The organism is Kitasatospora sp. NPDC057965, from assembly GCF_042887135.1.
Taxonomy (GTDB): Bacteria; Actinomycetota; Actinomycetes; order Streptomycetales; family Streptomycetaceae; genus Kitasatospora.
Genome location: NZ_JBHVPZ010000012.1, coordinates 62476 through 79989, shown reverse-complemented (window position 1 = coordinate 79989; position 17514 = coordinate 62476). Strand labels below are relative to the sequence as shown.

At 72.7% G+C, this 17514-nt stretch carries 14 protein-coding genes and 1 pseudogene; 9 read left to right on the top strand and 6 right to left on the bottom strand.

Annotated elements, in window-relative coordinates:
- The first annotated feature begins 4 nt into the window (after window positions 1–4).
- On the top strand, window positions 5–1174 hold the full coding sequence (gene hutI / locus ACFVVU_RS17530) for an imidazolonepropionase (RefSeq protein ID WP_387790876.1): 1170 nt from the start codon (window positions 5–7) through the stop codon (window positions 1172–1174).
- Between the two features lie 76 nt (window positions 1175–1250).
- On the opposite strand, the gene ACFVVU_RS17525 is transcribed toward hutI, so the two are convergent.
- Together ACFVVU_RS17525 and ACFVVU_RS17520 are read right to left on the bottom strand one after the other, a co-directional pair.
- Window positions 1251–3374 (bottom strand): prolyl oligopeptidase family serine peptidase, encoded by a 2124-nt coding sequence (locus ACFVVU_RS17525; RefSeq protein WP_387790732.1) that lies wholly within the window; start codon window positions 3372–3374, stop codon window positions 1251–1253.
- A gap of 109 nt (window positions 3375–3483) precedes the next feature.
- A complete protein-coding gene (locus ACFVVU_RS17520) occupies window positions 3484–4992 on the bottom strand; it encodes a peptide MFS transporter (protein ID WP_387790731.1) in 1509 nt (502 codons plus the stop codon).
- A 325-nt stretch (window positions 4993–5317) separates the two neighbouring features.
- Between ACFVVU_RS17520 and ACFVVU_RS17515 the strand changes: the two genes are divergently transcribed.
- Both ACFVVU_RS17515 and ACFVVU_RS17510 read left to right on the top strand, forming a co-directional pair.
- On the top strand, window positions 5318–5992 hold the full coding sequence (locus tag ACFVVU_RS17515) for a response regulator transcription factor (RefSeq protein ID WP_030300686.1): 675 nt from the start codon (window positions 5318–5320) through the stop codon (window positions 5990–5992).
- A gap of 52 nt (window positions 5993–6044) precedes the next feature.
- Window positions 6045–7292: an ATP-binding protein gene (locus ACFVVU_RS17510; protein WP_380684846.1), complete on the top strand. Its 1248-nt coding sequence runs from the start codon at window positions 6045–6047 to the stop codon at window positions 7290–7292.
- Between the two features lie 31 nt (window positions 7293–7323).
- On the opposite strand, the pseudogene ACFVVU_RS17505 reads toward ACFVVU_RS17510, so the two are convergent.
- Both ACFVVU_RS17505 and ACFVVU_RS17500 read right to left on the bottom strand, forming a co-directional pair.
- Window positions 7324–7617, bottom strand: a pseudogene (locus ACFVVU_RS17505) (ester cyclase); the annotation flags it as partial.
- Between the two features lie 113 nt (window positions 7618–7730).
- Complete coding sequence (locus tag ACFVVU_RS17500) at window positions 7731–8321, bottom strand: GtrA family protein (RefSeq protein WP_380684847.1); 591 nt, start codon at window positions 8319–8321, stop codon at window positions 7731–7733.
- 288 nt (window positions 8322–8609) lie between these two features.
- Here ACFVVU_RS17500 and ACFVVU_RS17495 point away from each other — a divergent pair, with 288 nt between their 5' ends.
- The 3 genes from ACFVVU_RS17495 to ACFVVU_RS17485 are packed head-to-tail and all read left to right on the top strand — an operon-like array spanning window position 8610 to window position 11529.
- A complete protein-coding gene (locus ACFVVU_RS17495) occupies window positions 8610–9728 on the top strand; it encodes a 5-(carboxyamino)imidazole ribonucleotide synthase (protein ID WP_380684848.1) in 1119 nt (372 codons plus the stop codon).
- Window positions 9725–10258 (top strand): 5-(carboxyamino)imidazole ribonucleotide mutase, encoded by a 534-nt coding sequence (purE, locus tag ACFVVU_RS17490; protein ID WP_380684849.1) that lies wholly within the window; start codon window positions 9725–9727, stop codon window positions 10256–10258. The genes ACFVVU_RS17495 and purE overlap by 4 nt, the downstream gene beginning before the upstream one ends.
- Before the next feature lie 35 nt (window positions 10259–10293).
- Window positions 10294–11529 carry a dipeptidase gene (locus ACFVVU_RS17485; RefSeq protein ID WP_387790728.1) on the top strand — a complete coding sequence of 412 codons (1236 nt, stop codon included), beginning with the start codon at window positions 10294–10296 and terminating at the stop codon, window positions 11527–11529.
- A 16-nt stretch (window positions 11530–11545) separates the two neighbouring features.
- Here the strand turns inward: ACFVVU_RS17485 and ACFVVU_RS17480 are convergent, their stop codons facing one another.
- Both ACFVVU_RS17480 and ACFVVU_RS17475 read right to left on the bottom strand, forming a co-directional pair.
- Window positions 11546–11959, bottom strand: a complete 414-nt coding sequence (locus ACFVVU_RS17480) for a CoA-binding protein (RefSeq protein WP_380684851.1) — start codon at window positions 11957–11959, stop codon at window positions 11546–11548.
- 73 nt (window positions 11960–12032) lie between these two features.
- The gene (locus ACFVVU_RS17475; protein WP_380684852.1) at window positions 12033–13370 is read right to left on the bottom strand and encodes a UDP-glucose dehydrogenase family protein; all 1338 of its coding nucleotides are present in this window, start codon (window positions 13368–13370) and stop codon (window positions 12033–12035) included.
- A 388-nt stretch (window positions 13371–13758) separates the two neighbouring features.
- Between ACFVVU_RS17475 and ACFVVU_RS17470 the strand changes: the two genes are divergently transcribed.
- From ACFVVU_RS17470 to ACFVVU_RS17460, 3 genes are all read left to right on the top strand, one after another.
- The gene (locus ACFVVU_RS17470; RefSeq protein ID WP_387790726.1) at window positions 13759–14763 is read left to right on the top strand and encodes an LCP family protein; all 1005 of its coding nucleotides are present in this window, start codon (window positions 13759–13761) and stop codon (window positions 14761–14763) included.
- Window positions 14764–14848: 85 nt separating this feature from the next.
- Entirely contained in the window at window positions 14849–16015 is a 1167-nt protein-coding gene (locus ACFVVU_RS17465) for an acyl-CoA dehydrogenase family protein (protein WP_387790725.1), read from the top strand.
- 239 nt (window positions 16016–16254) lie between these two features.
- Entirely contained in the window at window positions 16255–17502 is a 1248-nt protein-coding gene (locus tag ACFVVU_RS17460; protein WP_387790723.1) for a beta-ketoacyl-[acyl-carrier-protein] synthase family protein, read from the top strand.
- The last annotated feature ends 12 nt before the right edge of the window (window positions 17503–17514 follow it).

Here is a 17514-nt window from a genome sequence, read left to right as displayed (position 1 = left end):
GAGCATTCCGAGCACGCTGATCACCGGCATCGGCACGCTGGTCACCAACGACCCCGCGCACGGGACCGGGCCGCTCGGCCTGCTCACCGACGCGGCGGTGGTGATCGACGGCGACGCCGTCGCCTGGGTCGGCCCGGCCGCCGAGGCGCCCGCCGCCGACGAGCGGTTCGACGCGGCGGGCCGCGCCCTGCTGCCCGGCTTCGTCGACTCGCACGCCCACCTGGTCTTCGCCGGCGACCGCACCGCCGAGTTCAACGCCCGGATGTCCGGGCAGTCCTACTCGGCGGGCGGCATCCGCACCACGGTGGCCGCCACCCGGGCCGCCGCCGACGCCGAGCTGGACGCCAACCTGGCCCGGCTGGTGCGCGAGGCGCTGCGCCAGGGCACCACGCTGGTCGAGTGCAAGTCCGGCTACGGGCTCACCGTCGAGGACGAGTCCCGGGCGCTGCGGATCGCCTCCTCGTACACGCCGGAGACCACCTACCTGGGCGCCCACGTGGTGGCCCCGGAGTTCGCCGACGACCCGGCCGGCTACGTCGAGCTGGTCACCGGCCCGATGCTGGACGCCTGCGCCCCGTACGCCCGCTGGGTGGACGTGTTCTGCGAGAAGGGCGCCTTCGACGGCGACCAGGCGCGGGCGATCCTCACCGCCGGGGTGGAGCGCGGGCTGACCCCCCGGGTGCACGCCAACCAGCTGACGTACGGTCCGGGCGTGCAGCTGGCCGTGGAGCTGGGCGCGGCCTCGGCCGACCACTGCACCCACCTCACCGACGAGGACGTGGCCGCGCTGGCCGGCTCCTCGACGGTGGCGACCCTGCTGCCGGGCGCCGAGTTCTCCACCCGGGCGGTCTACCCGGACGCGCGCCGGCTGCTGGACGCGGGGGCGGTGGTGGCGCTGTCCACCGACTGCAACCCGGGCTCCAGCTTCACCAGCTCGATGGCGTTCTGCATCGCGGTGGCGGTGCGCGAGATGGGCATGACGCCCGACGAGGCCCTCTGGTCGGCGACGGCGGGCGGCGCGCACGCGCTGCGGCGCACGGACGTGGGCGCGGTGACGGTGGGTGCGCGGGCGGACCTGCAGCTGCTGGACGCGCCCTCGCACGTGCACCTGGCGTACCGGCCGGGTGTGCCGCTGACGGCGGCGGTCTGGCGCGCGGGCGTGCGCGAGGTCTGAACGGGGCGCCGAGCAACGCCGGGCAACGGATGACGGCGGCGGGGCCCGCTCGGGACCCCGCCGCCGTCATCCGTTGTCAGCCGAGCTCCAGCGACCTGCGCAGGAAGTCGAGCTGGTGGTGGAGCAGGTGCTCGGCCATCGCCTCGTCGCTCGGCGAGTGGCCGGTGCCGGCGAGCGGCAGGACCTCGTGCGGGCGTCCGGCGGCGAGCAGCGCGGCGGACAGCCGCAGGGTGTGGGCGGGCAGCACGTTGTCGTCGGCGAGGCCCTGGATCAGCAGCAGCGGGCGCCGCAGCCCGGGCGCGTCGGGCAGCAGCGAGGCGGCGTCGTACCACTCGGGGTGCTCGTCGGGGTGGCCGAGGAAGCGTTCCTTCCAGTGGGTGTCGTAGAGCCGGTGGTCGGTGGGGGCGGCTCCGGCGACGGCGGCGTGGAAGACGTCGGGGCGGCGCAGCACGGCGAGGGCGGCCAGGAAGCCGCCGTAGGACCAGCCGCGGATCGCGACCCGGTCGAGGTCGAGCAGTCCGGGGCGCCGGGCGGCGGTCGCGTGCAGGGCCTCGACCTGGTCGGCGAGGGCGGGGTCGGCGATGTCCGCGTGGACGGTCTTCTCCCAGCGCGGACCGCGCCCGGGGGTGCCGCGGCCGTCGACGGCGAGCACGGCGAAGCCCTGGTCGGCGAACCACTGGGAGGTGAGGTCCCACCAGTGCGGGGCGGCGGTGACCTTCTGCATCGCGGGCCCGCCGTAGGGGTCGAGCAGGACGGGCAGCGGGCCGTCCCCGGGGCGGTGGCCGGCGGGCAGGAAGAGCGTGGCGCGCAGCTCGCGGGGGCCGAGGCGGAGCGGCTCGGGGCGGGTGGTGAGGACGGGCGTCTCGGTGTGCGAGGCCAGGGTCCGGGTGGGGCGGCCGTCGCGGTGGACGGTGGTGCGGCCGGTGGGCGCGCCGGGTGTGCGTGCGAGGTGGACGAGCGTGCCGTCGCGGCGCGCGCCGGTGTGCACGCCGGGCTCGTGGCTCAGTCGGACAGCGCCCGAGGCCTGGTCCCACGACCACAAATGGGTCTCGGTCGGCTCGTCGGAGGCGGTGAAGAGGACCTGTCCGCCGTCGGTGCCGACCACGGAGCGTATCTGGAGGCCGGGCGGGGTGACGGGCTCGCCGTCGACGGTGAGGTGCCGGGTGTCGCCGTGGTCGGCGCAGTCGACCAGCGCGCCGGCGGCGGTGCGGACGGGCAGTCCGGGGAGCAGTTCGACCCAGTGCTCGTCGCGCCGCTCGGCGAGGACCCGGGTGGCGCCGTCGGCGGGGTCGACCGCGAGGGTGAGCAGGGTGCGCTGGTCGCGGCTCTGCACGGCGGCGTACGGGCCGTGGGCGTCCCAGCCGGCGGCGGTGAGGTACTCGTACCCGGCCCGGTCCCAGCGGACCTCGGTGCGCCCGCCGTCGAGGCCGAGCAGCCAGAGGGTGACCTCGGCGTTGTCGGTGCCGGCCAGGGGGTAGCGGATGACGCGCGGCGCCCGGGAGGGCTCGGCCGGGTCGGCGAGGTGGAGGCGGCGCAGCGGCCGCTCGTCGACCCGGGCGACCAGCATCCGGGTGCCGTCGGGGGACCACCAGTGGGCCCGGTGGCGGTGCATGGACTCGGCGGCGACGTGCTCGGGCACGCCGTAGCGGACCTCGACGTCCTCGGGTTCGGCGAGCGCGCGGTCCGTGCCGCCGTCGGCGTCGACGACCCGCAGGGCGCCGCCGCCGACGTAGGCGATCTGCCGGCCGGCGGGGTCGGGGCGCGGGTCGTACACCTCGGTGGCGGTGGGGACGCGGCGGACGTCTCCGGTGGCGGTGTCGGCGAGCCACAGGACGCCGCCGAGGGCGAAGGCGGCGAGCCGGCCGGCGGCGTCGGTGGTGTACGCGGTGATGCCGCGGGCGTGGACGCGGGCGCGTTCGCGGCGGATCCGTTCGGCCTCGGGCAGCTCGGCGTCGGCGTGGTCGGCGCCGAGGGCGGCGGGGTCGGCGAGCAGGCGTTCCTCGCCGGTGTCGGTGTCCAGGGCCCAGAGGCAGCTGACGGGGTCGTCGCCGCCCCGGCTGCGCAGGAAGAGCACGGTGCGCCCGTCGGCGCCGATGGCCGGCTGGGCGGGGGCGCCGAGGGTGAGGCGCCGGGTGCGGGCGAGCTGGCGGGGGAGCGAATCGGTCGGCAGGGAGTCGGCTGGCACGGAGTCGGTCGGCATGGGGCACCGTAGGCAGATCCGCGGGCCGTCGTCGAGGGGATGGAAGACGACCGGGGCCGTCGCGGATCTCAGGAATCCGCGACGGCCCCGGGGCCGGGTGAGGCAGGCGTCAGTGCACGTCGCCCATCAGCTGCACGACCTTGCGGCGGTACGCGTAGAGGCCCAGGCCGGCGACGATCGCCATGCCGCCCTGGACCGCGAAGTACCAGGTCGAGCCGACCACGCTGTCGCCGAGGACCAGCTGGAAGATGGCCGCGACGCAGTCGCCGGCGGTGACGGCGAGGAACCAGACGCCCATCATCTGGCTGGCGTACTTGGTCGGGGCCAGCTTGGTGGTGACGGACAGGCCGACGGGGGAGAGGGTCAGCTCGCCGACGGTCTGGATGAGGTAGACCATGGCCAGCCAGAGCGGCGTGACCTTGGCACCGCCGGAGGCGGCGGCCATGGCCAGCATCATGACCATGAACGAGACGCCGATCATCAGCAGGCCGAAGGAGAACTTCGCCGTGGTGCTGGGGTTCTTGGAGCGGCGCGAGAGCGCCACCCAGATCCAGGCGAAGACCGGGGCCAGGGCCATGATGTACAGCGGGTTGAGCGACTGGAACCAGCTGGACGGGAAGTCGAAGCCGAACAGCGTGGACGAGGTGTGGTCCTGCGCGAAGATGTTCAGCGTCGAGCCGGACTGGTCGTAGATCATCCAGAACACGGCGGCGGCGACGAAGAACCAGATGTAGCCGCTCATCCGGGACTGCTCGGTCTCGTCGAGCTCCTTGTCGCGCTTCACCTTGGCGAAGACGAAGACCGGGATCGCCAGGCCCGCGATGGACAGCGGCCAGATCGCCCAGTTGATGGTGAAGTGGCCGGTCAGCGCGACGATCGCGTAGAAGACGACGGCGGCGGCGAGCCAGGCACCGGCCTTCTTGAAGATGGCGCTCTTCTCGGCGGGCGAGATCGGCGAGGTGACCACATTGCTCTTGGGGCTCAGGTGGCGGGTGCCGAACAGGAACTGGGTGAGGCCCAGGGCCATGCCGACGCCGGCGAGGGCGAAGCCGAGGTGCCAGTTCACGTTCTGGCCGATGGTGCCGATGACCAGCGGGGCGGCGAAGGCACCGAGGTTGATGCCCATGTAGAAGATCGTGAAGCCGCCGTCCCGGCGCGGGTCGTTGGGCCCGTCGTAGAGGTGGCCGACCATCGTGGAGATGTTCGCCTTGAGCAGGCCGGAGCCGATCGCGATGAACACGAGGCCGCCGAAGAACGAGACGCTGACCGGCAGGGCCAACAGGAAGTGCCCGATCATGATGATCGAGCCGCCGAGGGCGACGGTCTTCCGGGCACCGAGGAAGCGGTCGGCGATCCAGCCGCCCGGGAGGGCCAGCAGGTAGACCATCGCGGTGTACACGCTGTACACCGCGGAAGCGGTGGCGAGCTTCATGCCGAGACCGCCGTCGGTGACGGAGGCGGTCATGTAGAGCACCAGCAGGGCACGCATGCCGTAGTAGCTGAAGCGCTCCCACATCTCGCTCATGAAGAGCGTGGCGAGGCCCCGGGGGTGCCCGAGGAAGGTCTTGCCGCCGGGAGAGGCCGACTGAACGCCGGACTCCATGGTCGTAGACGCCATGAGTAGTGGTTCCTTGCCTGACAGCGTCCGCCAAGGGTGGCGGCGGACGGGACAGAACCACTCTACGTGGCGACATTTGGCGTTATCAGCTGACAAAAGAGGCCAATTAGGTATGTCGATGGTAAAGACAGCGACAGATTCACCTCATTGATCCATGGTAGGACAGGCAAAATCCCTTCGGTTTCAAGATCAAAGCGAAGGATCTTCACCGAACGGGCGGTCCGGGCGTGTCGGTTGAGGCACGTTCGCACTCCGTATAACGATCACGCAGTGTGAACTACCTCACGGGGCCTACGGGTATTCCCCGGCCGACTACCATCACCACATGACCTGTGTGCTGCTCGCCGAGGACGACCCGGCGATCTCCGAACCGCTCGCCCGGGCACTGCGCCGCGAGGGCTACGAGGTGCTCGTCCGCGAGGACGGTCCGTCCGCACTGGCCGCGGGGCTCGGCGAGGAGGTCGACCTCGTCGTCCTGGACCTCGGCCTGCCCGAGATGGACGGGCTGGAGGTCTGCCGCCGGCTGCGCGCTGACGGCCGCAGCTGCCCCGTCCTGGTCCTCACGGCCCGCGCCGACGAGGTCGACACGGTGGTCGGCCTGGACGCCGGCGCCGACGACTACGTCACCAAGCCCTTCCGCCTCGCCGAGCTGCTCGCCCGCGTCCGGGCCCTGCTGCGGCGCGGCAACGTCGACCAGCTCACCACCGGCGCGCACGGCGTCAAGATCGACATCGAGTCGCACCGCGCCTGGCTCGGCGAGGAGGAGCTCACCCTCTCCGCCAAGGAGTTCGAGCTGCTGCGGGTGCTCGTCCGGGACGCCGGCCGGGTGGTCACCCGCGAGGAGATCATGCGGCAGGTCTGGGACACCACCTGGTGGACCTCCACCAAGACCCTGGACATGCACATCTCCTGGCTGCGCAAGAAGCTCGGCGACGATGCGGCCAACCCCCGCTACATCGCCACCGTGCGCGGAGTGGGGTTCCGCTTCGAGAAGAATTAGGGCCCAGCGGGCATCCCGGCCGGGGGCGTCCATCACCACGGGGAGCCGCAGCGTGAAACGCCGGATGATCAACTCGCTGCTGTGCGTCGTCCTCGTGGTGGTCGTGGTGTTCTGCGTCCCGCTCGCCCTGGTCGAGAAGCGCACCATCGTCAACGGCGCCCAGGACCGGGTGGACGCCGCCGCCGTCCGGGTGCTCGCCCTGGTGGAGAACCGGCTCGCCGCCCAGGAGCCGGTCACCGGGGACAAGTTCGCCAACCAGGTCTCCGAGGGCCAGTACGTCGAGGTCGACATCCCCGGCCAGGGGGTCGTCTCCAGCGGCGAGCGGCCCGACAGCGGCCACCTGCTCAAGGCCGTCGAGCGCGGCGCCAGCCACGAGACCGTGACCGTCGAGCAGTCCCGCGAGGCGGTCGACCACGAGATCGCCAACATGCTGCTGCTGCTCGGCGTGGTCGCGCTGCTCGCCGTGCAGGCCGCCGTCGCCCTCGCCGTCTGGCAGGCCAAGCGGCTGGCCCGACCGCTCACCGACCTCGCCGAGACCGCCGAGCGGCTCGGCTCCGGCGACCCGCGCCCGCGCGACCGCCGTTACGGGGTGCCCGAGCTCGACCGGGTCGCCGAGGTGCTCGACACCAGCGCCGAGCGGATCGCCCGGATGCTCACCGCCGAACGCCGGCTCGCCGCCGACGCCTCGCACCAGCTGCGCACCCCGCTGACGGCGCTCTCCATGCGGCTGGAGGAGATCACCGCGGTCGCCGAGGATCCGGAGACCGTCAAGGAGGAGGCCACCATCGCCCTCCAGCAGGTCGAGCGGCTCACCGACGTCGTCCAGCGGCTGCTCACCACCCAGCGCGACCCGCGCAGCCCCACCGCCGTCGCCTTCGACCTCGACGACGTGGTCAAGCAGCAGATCGAGGAGTGGGGGCCGTCGCTGCGCGGCACCGGCCGGGTGCTCCAGGTCGAGGGCCTGCACGGGGTCATCGCGGTCGGCACCCCCGGCACGGTCGCCCAGGTGCTGGCCACCCTGATCGAGAACTCGCTGATGCACGGCGCCGGCACGATCACCCTGCGGGTGCGGCCGTCCGGGACGTCGGTGGTCGTCGAGGTGCAGGACGAGGGCCCCGGGGTGCCGGCCGAGCTGGGCAACCGGGTCTTCGAGCGCGCCGTCAGCGGCCGCAACTCGACCGGCATCGGCCTCGCCGTCGCCCGCGACCTCGCGGAGGCGGACGGCGGGCGGCTGGAGCTGCTCTCGTTGCGGCCGGCGGTGTTCGCGCTCTTCCTGGGCCGCAGCCAGCGCGAGGGGTGATCCCCGCCGGACGCGGCCCGGGGGAGGGTCAGAGCTTGGCGTCCCGGACCACGTCCAGGTCGGTGAAGGTGGGCGGCGCGTCGCAGAGCGCGACCATCTCGCGGTAGATCCGGTCGGTCTCCGGCAGGCCCGAGTTGCGCATCGCGGCCTCGTACGAGGGGAACTCGACGATCTCCACCACGTGCCGCGGGTCGGAGCGGTCGGTGCCGACCAGGGCGTGGTCGACGGTCCGCCGGCCCTCGGTCTGCTCGACCCAGCGGTCCAGCAGGCCGTTGAGTTCGTCGAGGTGGTCGGTGCGGCAGTCGATGAGCTGGACGAAGGTCATGGCGAGCCTCCTGTGTCCCCCGCGGCCTCGATCGTTCGCCGGCCGTGCTCGCCCTCCGTCACCACTGTCCTCCGGCGGCGGCCGGGGCGCCAACCGGGGCGTCGGGAGGCGGCCTACTCGGCCTTGGCGTAGCGGATCTGCTCGGCGGCCAGCATCAGCTCGGCCTGGGCGACCACGGTGGCGGCCGGCGCGCCCGGGGCCTGCGGGGCGTCCGACGCGGCCTGCGCGCGGGCCGCGGCGAGCTGCTCCTCGGTCGGCTCCGGGACGGCTTTGAACACCCAGGTCCGGTAGGAGATGAAGCGGAACACCGTGCCGAGCGCCAGGCCGAGCACCTTCGCGGCCAGCTGCTCGAAGTGCGAGGAGAGCCCCAGCACGTAGACCGAGAAGCCGAGCACCCCGGTCTCGATCAGCATGCCGGCGCCGCTGAACACCAGGAACAGCGTGATCTCCCGCTTGCGCGAGGCGGCATCGCGGTCCCGGTACAGCCAGTAGCGGTAGCCCAGGTAGTTGGTAGCGATCGCGACCAGCGTGGCGGCGATGTTGGAGCGCAGTGAGGCCAGGTGGAGACCGTTGAGGCAGACCCAGAAGACGGCGAAGTTCACCACCACGCCACTGAGGCCGACCAGACCGAACTTCACCGCCTCGCCCGACAGGCCGCGCAGCTTCTGCGCCAGCGAGGGGTTCGACCCCGTGGTCGTCGCCATACCGGGCTGCCTCCGTGTGCCTGCGTGCCTGCGGACGAAAGGGTGCCGAGGCCTGAGTGCCGTCAACCCCTTGAGCCCTGCGTGCACACACATGATCGGATCGCGCGTACCAGGACCTAGCCGACCAGGCTACCCGGTTACACCGATCGGCTCAGCACCCCTGACGCGTCCACCCGGGTCCACCCACCGGGACGCCGTTGCGCGGGGAGCGGTTCCACGGCCTCCGACCGGCCCGGATATCCTGGCGGGGTGACTTCCCCGGGCAACGCGAATTTTCCAGTGGTGGGCATGATCGGCGGCGGGCAGCTTGCCCGCATGGCACACCAGGCGGGCATCCCGCTCGGGATCCGGTTCAAGCTCCTCGCCGACACTCCCCAGGACTCGGCGGCGCAGGTCGTCTCCGACGTCGTCCTCGGCGACTACCGAGACCTCGACACCCTCCGGCGCTTCGCCGAGGGCTGCGACGTCATCACCTTCGACCACGAGCACGTGCCGACCGAGCACCTGCGGGCCCTGCAGGCCGACGGCGTCGCCGTCCGGCCCGGCCCGGACGCGCTGGTCAACGCCCAGGACAAGGGCGTGATGCGGGCCAAGCTGGACTCCATCGGCGTCCCCTGCCCCCGGCACCGGATCGTCGCCGATCCGGCCGACGTGACCGCCTTCGCGAACGAGGGCACGGGCTACCCGGTGGTCCTCAAGACCGTCCGCGGCGGCTACGACGGCAAGGGCGTCTGGGTGGTCGGCGACGAGGAGGAGGCCGCGGCCCCGTTCCTGGCCGGCGTCCCGGTGCTCGCCGAGGAGAAGGTCGACTTCGTCCGCGAGCTGGCCGCCAACGTGGTCCGCTCGCCCAGCGGCCAGGCCGTCGCCTACCCGGTGGTGGAGAGCGTCCAGGAGAACGGCGTCTGCGCCGAGGTCACCGCCCCCGCGCCGGACCTCGACCCGGCGCTGTCCGACGAGGCCCAGCAGCTCGCCCTGCGGATCGCCGGCGAGCTGGACATCACCGGCCACCTCGCCGTCGAGCTGTTCCAGACCCGCGACGGCCGGATCCTGGTCAACGAGCTGGCCATGCGGCCGCACAACTCCGGGCACTGGAGCCAGGACGGCGCCGTCACCTCGCAGTTCGAGAACCACCTGCGGGCCGTCCTCGACCTGCCGCTCGGCGACCCCCGGCCGCGCGCCAAGTGGACCGTCATGGTCAACGTCCTGGGCGGCGACTACCCGGACATGTACCACGCCTTCCTGCACTGCATGGCCCGCGACCCCGGCCTGCGGATCCACATGTACGGCAAGGACGTGAAGCCCGGCCGCAAGGTCGGCCACGTCAACGTCTTCGGGGACGACCTCGACGACGTCCGCGAGCGCGCCCGCCACGCGGCCGCCTACCTGCGAGGAACGATCACCGAATGACCTCTTCCAGCACTCCGGTTGTCGGCATCGTCATGGGCTCGGACTCCGACTGGCCCGTGATGGAGGCCGCCGCCCAGGCCCTCGACGAGTTCGAGATCCCCTACGAGGTCGACGTCGTCTCCGCGCACCGGATGCCGCGCGAGATGGTGGCCTACGGCGAGAACGCCCACAAGCGCGGGCTGAAGGCGATCATCGCCGGTGCCGGCGGCGCCGCCCACCTGCCGGGCATGCTCGCCTCGGTCACCCCGCTGCCGGTGATCGGCGTGCCGGTCCCGCTGCGCTACCTGGACGGCATGGACAGCCTGCTGTCGATCGTGCAGATGCCGGCCGGTGTGCCGGTGGCCACCGTCTCGGTGGCGGGCGCGCGCAACGCGGGCCTGCTGGCGGTGCGGATGCTGGCCGCCTTCGACCCGGAGCTGACCGAGCGGATGACCGACTTCCAGGCCGAGCTGAACGCCCAGGCCACCGAGAAGGGCAAGAAGCTGCGCACCAAGGTGGCGGGTTCGGCGTCCTTCGGCTTCGGGAAGTAGTCACAAAAGCAGTTTTGTCGGATACAACAGCTCGTATGACCTCAGAGCCGCTGGATCCCACCCCCGCCGACGCCGCCGCCCTGCTGGAGCGCGCCCGGGCCGTCCTGCGCGCCACCCCCGTGGTGGACGGCCACAACGACCTCCCCTGGGCGATGCGCGAGCAGGCCGGCTACGACCTCGACGCGCTCGACCTGGCCGCCGACCAGAGCGCCCGTCTGCACACCGACCTCGCCCGCCTCACCGCGGGCGGGGTCGGCGCGCAGTTCTGGTCCGTCTACGTGCCCAGCCGGCTCGCCGGGGACCACGCGGTCAGCGCCACCCTCGAACAGATCGACTTCGTGCACGCCCTGGTCGACCGCTTCCCCGACCGGCTGCGGCTCGCGCTCACCGCCGACGACCTGGAGGCCGCCCGCGCCGAGGGCCGCATCGCCTCCCTCATCGGCGCCGAGGGCGGCCACTCCATCGACTGCTCGCTCGCCACCCTGCGCGCCCTGTACGCGCTCGGCGTCCGGTACATGACGCTCACCCACAACGACAACACCCCGTGGGCCGACTCCGCCACCGACAAGCCCGTCGCCGGCGGCCTCACCGCCTTCGGCGAGGAGGTCGTCCGGGAGATGAACCGGCTCGGCATGCTCGTCGACCTCTCGCACGTCTCCGCCGACACCATGCGCGACGCGCTGCGGGTCAGTGAGGCGCCCGTGATCTTCTCGCACTCCTCCTCGCGCGCCGTCTGCGCCCATCCGCGCAACGTCCCCGACGACGTGCTCGCGCAGCTCCCCGGCAACGGCGGCGTGGCGATGGCCACCTTCGTGCCCAAGTTCATCCTGCCCGCCGCCATCGAGTGGACCACCGCCGCGGACGAGAACATGCGCGCCCACGGCTTCGACCCCCTGGACACCACCCCCGCGGCGATGGCCTGCCAGCGCGCCTTCGAGCAGGCCGACCCGCGCCCGGTCGCCACCGCCGCCACCGTCGCCGACCACCTCGACCACATGCGCGAGGTCGCCGGCGTCGACCACATCGGCATCGGCGGCGACTACGACGGCACGGCCTTCCTCCCGGACGGCCTCGACGACGTCGCCGGCTACCCCAACCTGATCGCCGAACTGCTCCGCCGCGGCTGGTCCGACACCGACCTCTCCAAGCTCACCTGGCACAACGCCGTCCGCGTCCTGCGCGACGCCGAATCCACCGCCGGCCGCCTGCGCACCGAGGGCCGCCCCCGCTCCCTCGCCACCCTCGCCGGCCTCCACGGCCTCGACGACTGACCCGGGGGCGGCCGGCTCAGCCCAGCGCCGGGATCTCGATGGCCGGGCACCTGTCCATGACCATCTCCACCCCGGCAGCGGTGGTCCGCTCGTACGCGGCCTCGTCGACCACGCCGAGCTGGAACCAGACCGCCCCGGCACCGACGGCCACCGCCTGGTCGGCGACCGCGCCCGCGAGTTCGCTGTTCACGAAGACGTCCACCACGTCGACCGGGAAGGGGATCTCGGCGAGCGAGCGGTAGCCCTGCTCGCCGAGGACCGTCTCGGCCTTCGGGTGGACGGGCACGATCCGCTTGCCGTAGCCCTGCAGCACCTGGGCCACCCGGTACGCGGCGCGGGCGGTGTTGGTGGACAGGCCGACCACCGCCCAGGTGTCGCCCTTGGCGGTGAGGATGGAGCGGACCGTCGCTTCGTCGCCGTAGTTCGTCATGACCGGGGCAACGACCGGCCCCGGTCGGGGATTCCCGCCGCGACTCCTGCCGGGACCGCGGCGGGCACCGCCGTCAGCTGGGGCGGCCGAGGGCGCGGTAGGTCCAGCCGGCGGCGCGCCAGGCGTCGGCGTCGAGCACGTTGCGTCCGTCGAGGAGGCGGCGCTCGGCGACCACCGCGCCCAGCTCGGCGGGGTCGAGGCCGCGGAACTCCTGCCACTCGGTGAGGTGCAGGACGACGTGCGCGCCCTCGGCGGCCTCCAGCGCCGAGGGCGCGTAGGCCAGGCCCGGGAACATCTTGCGGGCGTTGTCCATCGCCTTGGGGTCGTAGACGGTGACCTGCGCGCCCTGGAGCTGGATCTGGGCGGCGACGTTGAGCGCGGGAGAGTCCCGGATGTCGTCCGAGTTGGGCTTGAACGCGGCGCCGAGGACGGCGACCCGGCGGCCCAGGAAGCCGCCGTCGCACTGCTCGCGGGCCAGCTCGACCATCCGGGAACGGCGGCGCATGTTGATCGAGTCGACCTCGCGCAGGAAGGTCAGCGCCTGGTCGGCGCCCAGCTCGCCGGCCCGCGCCATGAACGCCCGGATGTCCTTGGGCAGGCAGCCGCCGCCGAAGCCCAGGCCGGAGTTGAGGAACTTGCCGCCGATCCGCTCGTCCAGGGCGAGCGCCGCGCTCAGCTGGGTGACGTCGGCGCCGGCCGCCTCGCAGACCTCCGCCATCGCGTTGATGAAGGAGATCTTGGTGGCCAGGAAGGAGTTGGCGGCGGTCTTCACGAGTTCGGCGGTCGCGTAGTCGGTGACCAGGAAGGGCACCCCGGAGGCGATCGGCTCGGCGTACACCTCGCGCAGCAGCCGCTCGGCGCGCTCGCTGCGGGCGCCGACCACGATCCGGTCCGGGCGCAGGGTGTCCTGGACGGCGAAGCCCTCGCGCAGGAACTCCGGGTTCCAGGCCAGTTCGGCGCCCTCGCCGACCGGGGCCAGCGCGGCCAGCCGCTCCGCCAGCCGGCCCGCCGAGCCGACCGGCACGGTGGACTTGCCGACCACCAGCACCGGGCGGGTCAGGTGCGGGGCGAGCGCGTCGATCGCGGCGTCCACGTACGACATGTCGGCGGCGAACTCGCCCTTGCGCTGCGGGGTGTTGACGCAGACGAAGTGCACGTCGCCGAACTCCGCGGCCTCCTCGGCGGAGGTGGTGAACCGCAGCCGTCCGGTCGAACCCTCGTGCCCGGCCACGTGCTTGAGCAGCAGTTCGGACAGGCCCGGCTCGTACATCGGGACCTTGCCGGCGGTCAGGGTGGCGATCTTCTCCGGGTCGATGTCCAGCCCCAGCACCTCGAAGCCGAACTCCGCCATGGCGGCGGCGTGGGTGGCGCCGAGATAGCCGGTGCCGATCACGGAGATGCGGAGGGTCACGGTTTCCCCTTCGGGCGGGCGTCGGGCGGCGCGGCTCCGGGTGGTGGCCGCGCCCACCGATGCTATCCGGCCCTACAGGAGGACCCGGACCGTCCCGCGGGCCCCGGTTTCGGCCGATGTCCGCAAAGCCCCGCGCGGGGGCCGGGGCCGACGGCACAATACGCGCATGGAGCCGGGGGACGAACGGTCGGGCGAGCCCGTGCGGCGGCCGGCCCCGTCCGGGCTGAGCCTCTTCGAACCGAGGGAGCAGCCGGCGCAGCGGCCGGGAGATCCGGGAGATCCGGGAGATCCGGGGAAGCCGGGGGAGCCGGGCGAGGGGCCCGACGGCGAATCCGACGGCCGAGCCGACGGCGGATCCGGGGAGTCCCGGCGCCGCCGTACCCGGCGGGTGCTGCTCTGGACCGTCTCCACCCTGCTCGCGCTCGTCCTCGGCGCCTGCGGCGCCCTCTGGTGGACGGCCGAGCACTACGCCTCCTCCGTCCGCCGCATCCCGGACGCCTTCCCGGCCGTGCCGGAGTCCGCCCAGCCGAAGCCCGTCCCGGGCAGCGGCCTCAACTTCCTGCTGGTCGGCCTGGACGCCCGCTCCGACACCCCCACCACCGGCAGCGCCGCCAAGGCCCCGGCCTGGCAGGCCGGCGCGGCCCGCAGCGACACCATGATGCTGCTGCACCTCTCCGAGGACCGGGGCTCCGCAACCCTGGTCTCGCTGCCCCGCGACACCTGGGTTCCGGTGCCCGGCCACGGCGAGGCCAAGCTGAACGCCGCCTACTCCTGGGGCGGCCCGGCGCTGATGACCGAGACGGTGCAGAACCTCACCGGCATCCGCGTCGACCACCTCGCGGTGATCGACTGGAACGGCTTCCGCGCCCTCACCGACGCGGTCGGCGGCGTCGACATCACCGTCCCGCGCACCATCGAGGGCGTCGGCGAGGCCCGCGCCTGGGAGGCCGGCACCCACCACATGGACGGCGCCACCGCGCTGCTCTACGTCCGCGAGCGCTACGGCCTGCCCGGCGGCGACCTCGACCGCACCAAACGCCAGCAGAACTTCCTGCGGGCGCTGATGCTCAAGGTGATGGACTCCGGCACGCTCGCCGCTCCGGCGCGGCTCGGCGGTCTGCTGGGCACGGTCGGCGAGGTGGTCAGCGTCGACGACCGGCTCTCCAACACCGACCTGTTCCAGCTCGCCTGGAGCCTGCGCTCGTTGCGCGCGGACGGCGTGCGCTTCCTGAACGCGCCGTTCGGCGGCTTCGCGACCCGGGGCGAGCAGAGCGTGGTGCTGCTGGCCGAGCACCCGGCGGAGCGGCTCTGGGAGGCGATCCGCAACGACCGCACCGACCAGTACTTCCAGGAGCACCGCACCGGCGACACCCTCGGCCCGGACGTCGACTGACCTAGGCAGCCGCAGGTCGGAGCCCTAGGATTCTACTGAACGGTAGTTAACCGGAATCGACTCACTCTCCGAAGAGGCGGGCATCATGGCGGGCAGCGCAGGGGCGGCGGACTTCGATCTCTTCCGGATCTCCGAGGAGCACGAGATGCTCCGTGAGGCGGTGCGTTCGCTGGCCGAGGCGAAGATCGCTCCGTTCGCGGCGGAGGTGGACGAGCAGGGGCGGTTCCCGCAGGAGGCGTTGGAGGCGTTGCGGGGCAATGACCTGCACGCGGTGCACGTGCCGGAGGAGTTCGGGGGTGCGGGGGCGGACGCGCTGGCGACGGTGATCGTGATCGAGGAGGTGGCGCGGGTGTGCGCCTCGTCGTCGTTGATCCCGGCGGTGAACAAGCTGGGTTCGTTGCCGGTGCAGCTGTCGGGTTCGCGGGAGTTGAAGGAGCGGTATCTGGGGGCGCTGGCGCGTGGTGAGGGGATGTTCTCGTACTGCCTGTCGGAGCCGGAGGCGGGTTCGGACGCGGCGGGGATGCGTACGCGGGCGGTGCGTGACGGGGATTTCTGGGTGCTGGACGGGGTGAAGCGGTGGATCACCAACGCCGGTGTGTCGGAGTTCTACACGGTGATGGCGGTGACGGATCCGGAGAAGCGCTCGAAGGGGATCTCGGCGTTCGTGGTGGAGAAGGGCGACGAGGGTGTGTCGTTCGGTGCGCCGGAGCGGAAGCTGGGGATCAAGGGGTCGCCGACGCGTGAGGTGTACTTCGACGGTGTGCGGATTCCGGCGGATCGGATGATCGGTGCGGAGGGTACGGGTTTCGCGACGGCGATGCGGACGCTGGACCACACGCGGGTGACGATCGCGGCGCAGGCGTTGGGGATCGCGCAGGGGGCGTTGGACTATGCGAAGGGGTATGTGCGCGAGCGGCGGCAGTTCGGGAAGCCGATCGGTGACTTCCAGGGTGTGCAGTTCATGTTGGCGGACATGGCGATGAAGCTGGAGGCGGCGCGTCAGCTGACGTATGCGGCGGCGGCGCGGTCGCAGCGGGGTGATGGTGATCTGACGTTCTTCGGTGCGGCGGCGAAGTGTTTCGCGTCGGACGCGGCGATGGAGATCACGACGGACGCGGTGCAGTTGCTGGGTGGGTACGGGTACACCCGGGACTATCCGCTGGAGCGGATGATGCGGGACGCGAAGATCACGCAGATCTACGAGGGCACCAACCAGATCCAGCGCATCGTGATGGCCCGCAACCTGCCGTAACCCCCGCGCGGCAGCCACCGGAGCCCCCGGCCGACCTCCTCGGCCGGGGGCTCCTGGCGTTCCACCGCCTTTGTAGAAGTCCTACAGGGCTCAGCTCGTCGAATCGGCTCGCTGGCACACCTGAACGGCCATCAACGTCATGGCAGGGTGGGTGATGAGGCGGCAGCTCCCCGCGCCCATCGGGTGGGGTGAGTTGTATCTGCTCAACAATCTCCACAGAACGCCATGGAGGTATTTCGATGGGTACTGACAACAGCCGGACCCCGGCCCACGCCCTGGAACCGGTGCTGGTCACCGGCCTCGGGGCCACCACCCCGCTCGGCGGCGACGTCCCTTCCACCTGGTCCGCGATGCTGGCCGGCGAGGGCGGCATCCGGCCGATCGAGGCCGACTGGGCCGCCGGGCTCCCGATCCGGATCGCCGGGCAGCTCGCGGTCGAGCCGTCCGAGGTGCTCGACCGCGTCCAGGCCCGGCGGCTCGACCGCTGCGAGCAGGTCGCGCTGATCGCCGCCCGCGAGGCCTGGGCCGACGCCGGCGCCCCCGCGGTCGACGGCGAACGGCTGGCGGTGGTGATCGGCACCGGCACCGGCGGAGCGCTCACCATGCTCGGCCAGGACGACGTCCTGGAGGCCTCCGGCGTCCGGAAGGTCTCCCCGCACACCGTGCCGATGCTGATGGCCAACGGGCCGGCCGCCTGGGTCTCCATCGAACTCGGCGCGCGGGCCGGCGCGCACACCCCGGTGAGCGCCTGCGCGTCCGGCGCCGAGGCCATCGCGCTCGGCCTGGACCTGATCCGCCTCGGCCGGGCCGACGTGGTGGTGGCGGGCGGCGCCGAGGCGTGCGTCTGTCCGCTGCCGTTGGCCGGCTTCGCCCAGGCCAGGGCCCACTCGCTGCGCAACGACGAGCCCGGCCGCGCCTCCCGTCCCTTCGACGTCGACCGGGACGGCTTCGTGATCGGCGAGGGCGCGGCCGTCGTCGTCCTGGAACGGGCCGGCTTCGCCGCCGCCCGCCGGGCCCGCGCCCACGCCGCCCTGGCGGGCGCGGCGGTCACCTCCGACGCCCACCACATCACCGCGGCCGCCGCCGAGGGCCAGGTCCGCGCGATGCGCCGGGCGGTCGCCGAGGCCGGGCTGTCGCCGCTGGACATCGGGCTTGTCCACGCCCACGCCACCTCCACCCAGCTCGGCGACCTGGTCGAGGCGGAGTCGGTCACCGCGGCGATCGGCGCCCACCCGCTGGTCACCGCCACCAAGTCGATGACCGGCCACCTCTTCGGCGCGGCCGGCGCGCTGGGCGCGCTCGCGACCGTCCTCGCACTGCGCGACGGCGCCGTCCCGCCCACCCGCAACCTGGAGCGGCAGGACCCGGCGGTCAAGCTGGACGTGGTCGCGGGCGCCGTCCGCCGGGGCCCGCTCGGCGCGGCGCTCACCAACGCGTTCGGCTTCGGCGGCCACAACGCCTCGCTGGTGTTCACGCCGGCGCCGTGAAATCCGGGGGGC

Bases quoted from the DNA above. Each gene is read 5' to 3' on its own strand.
- ACFVVU_RS17525 (WP_387790732.1), bottom strand. From the start codon at position 3,374: ATGCCGACCGACTCCGTGCCAGCCGACTCCCTGCCGACCGATTCGCTC.
- ACFVVU_RS17520 (WP_387790731.1), bottom strand. From the start codon at position 4,992: ATGGCGTCTACGACCATGGAGTCCGGCGTTCAGTCGGCCTCTCCCGGC.
- ACFVVU_RS17515 (WP_030300686.1), top strand. From the start codon at position 5,318: ATGACCTGTGTGCTGCTCGCCGAGGACGACCCGGCGATCTCCGAACCG.
- ACFVVU_RS17500 (WP_380684847.1), bottom strand. From the start codon at position 8,321: ATGGCGACGACCACGGGGTCGAACCCCTCGCTGGCGCAGAAGCTGCGC.
- ACFVVU_RS17495 (WP_380684848.1), top strand. From the start codon at position 8,610: ATGATCGGCGGCGGGCAGCTTGCCCGCATGGCACACCAGGCGGGCATC.
- purE (WP_380684849.1), top strand. From the start codon at position 9,725: ATGACCTCTTCCAGCACTCCGGTTGTCGGCATCGTCATGGGCTCGGAC.
- ACFVVU_RS17485 (WP_387790728.1), top strand. From the start codon at position 10,294: ATGACCTCAGAGCCGCTGGATCCCACCCCCGCCGACGCCGCCGCCCTG.
- ACFVVU_RS17480 (WP_380684851.1), bottom strand. From the start codon at position 11,959: ATGACGAACTACGGCGACGAAGCGACGGTCCGCTCCATCCTCACCGCC.
- ACFVVU_RS17465 (WP_387790725.1), top strand. From the start codon at position 14,849: ATGGCGGGCAGCGCAGGGGCGGCGGACTTCGATCTCTTCCGGATCTCC.
- ACFVVU_RS17460 (WP_387790723.1), top strand. From the start codon at position 16,255: ATGGGTACTGACAACAGCCGGACCCCGGCCCACGCCCTGGAACCGGTG.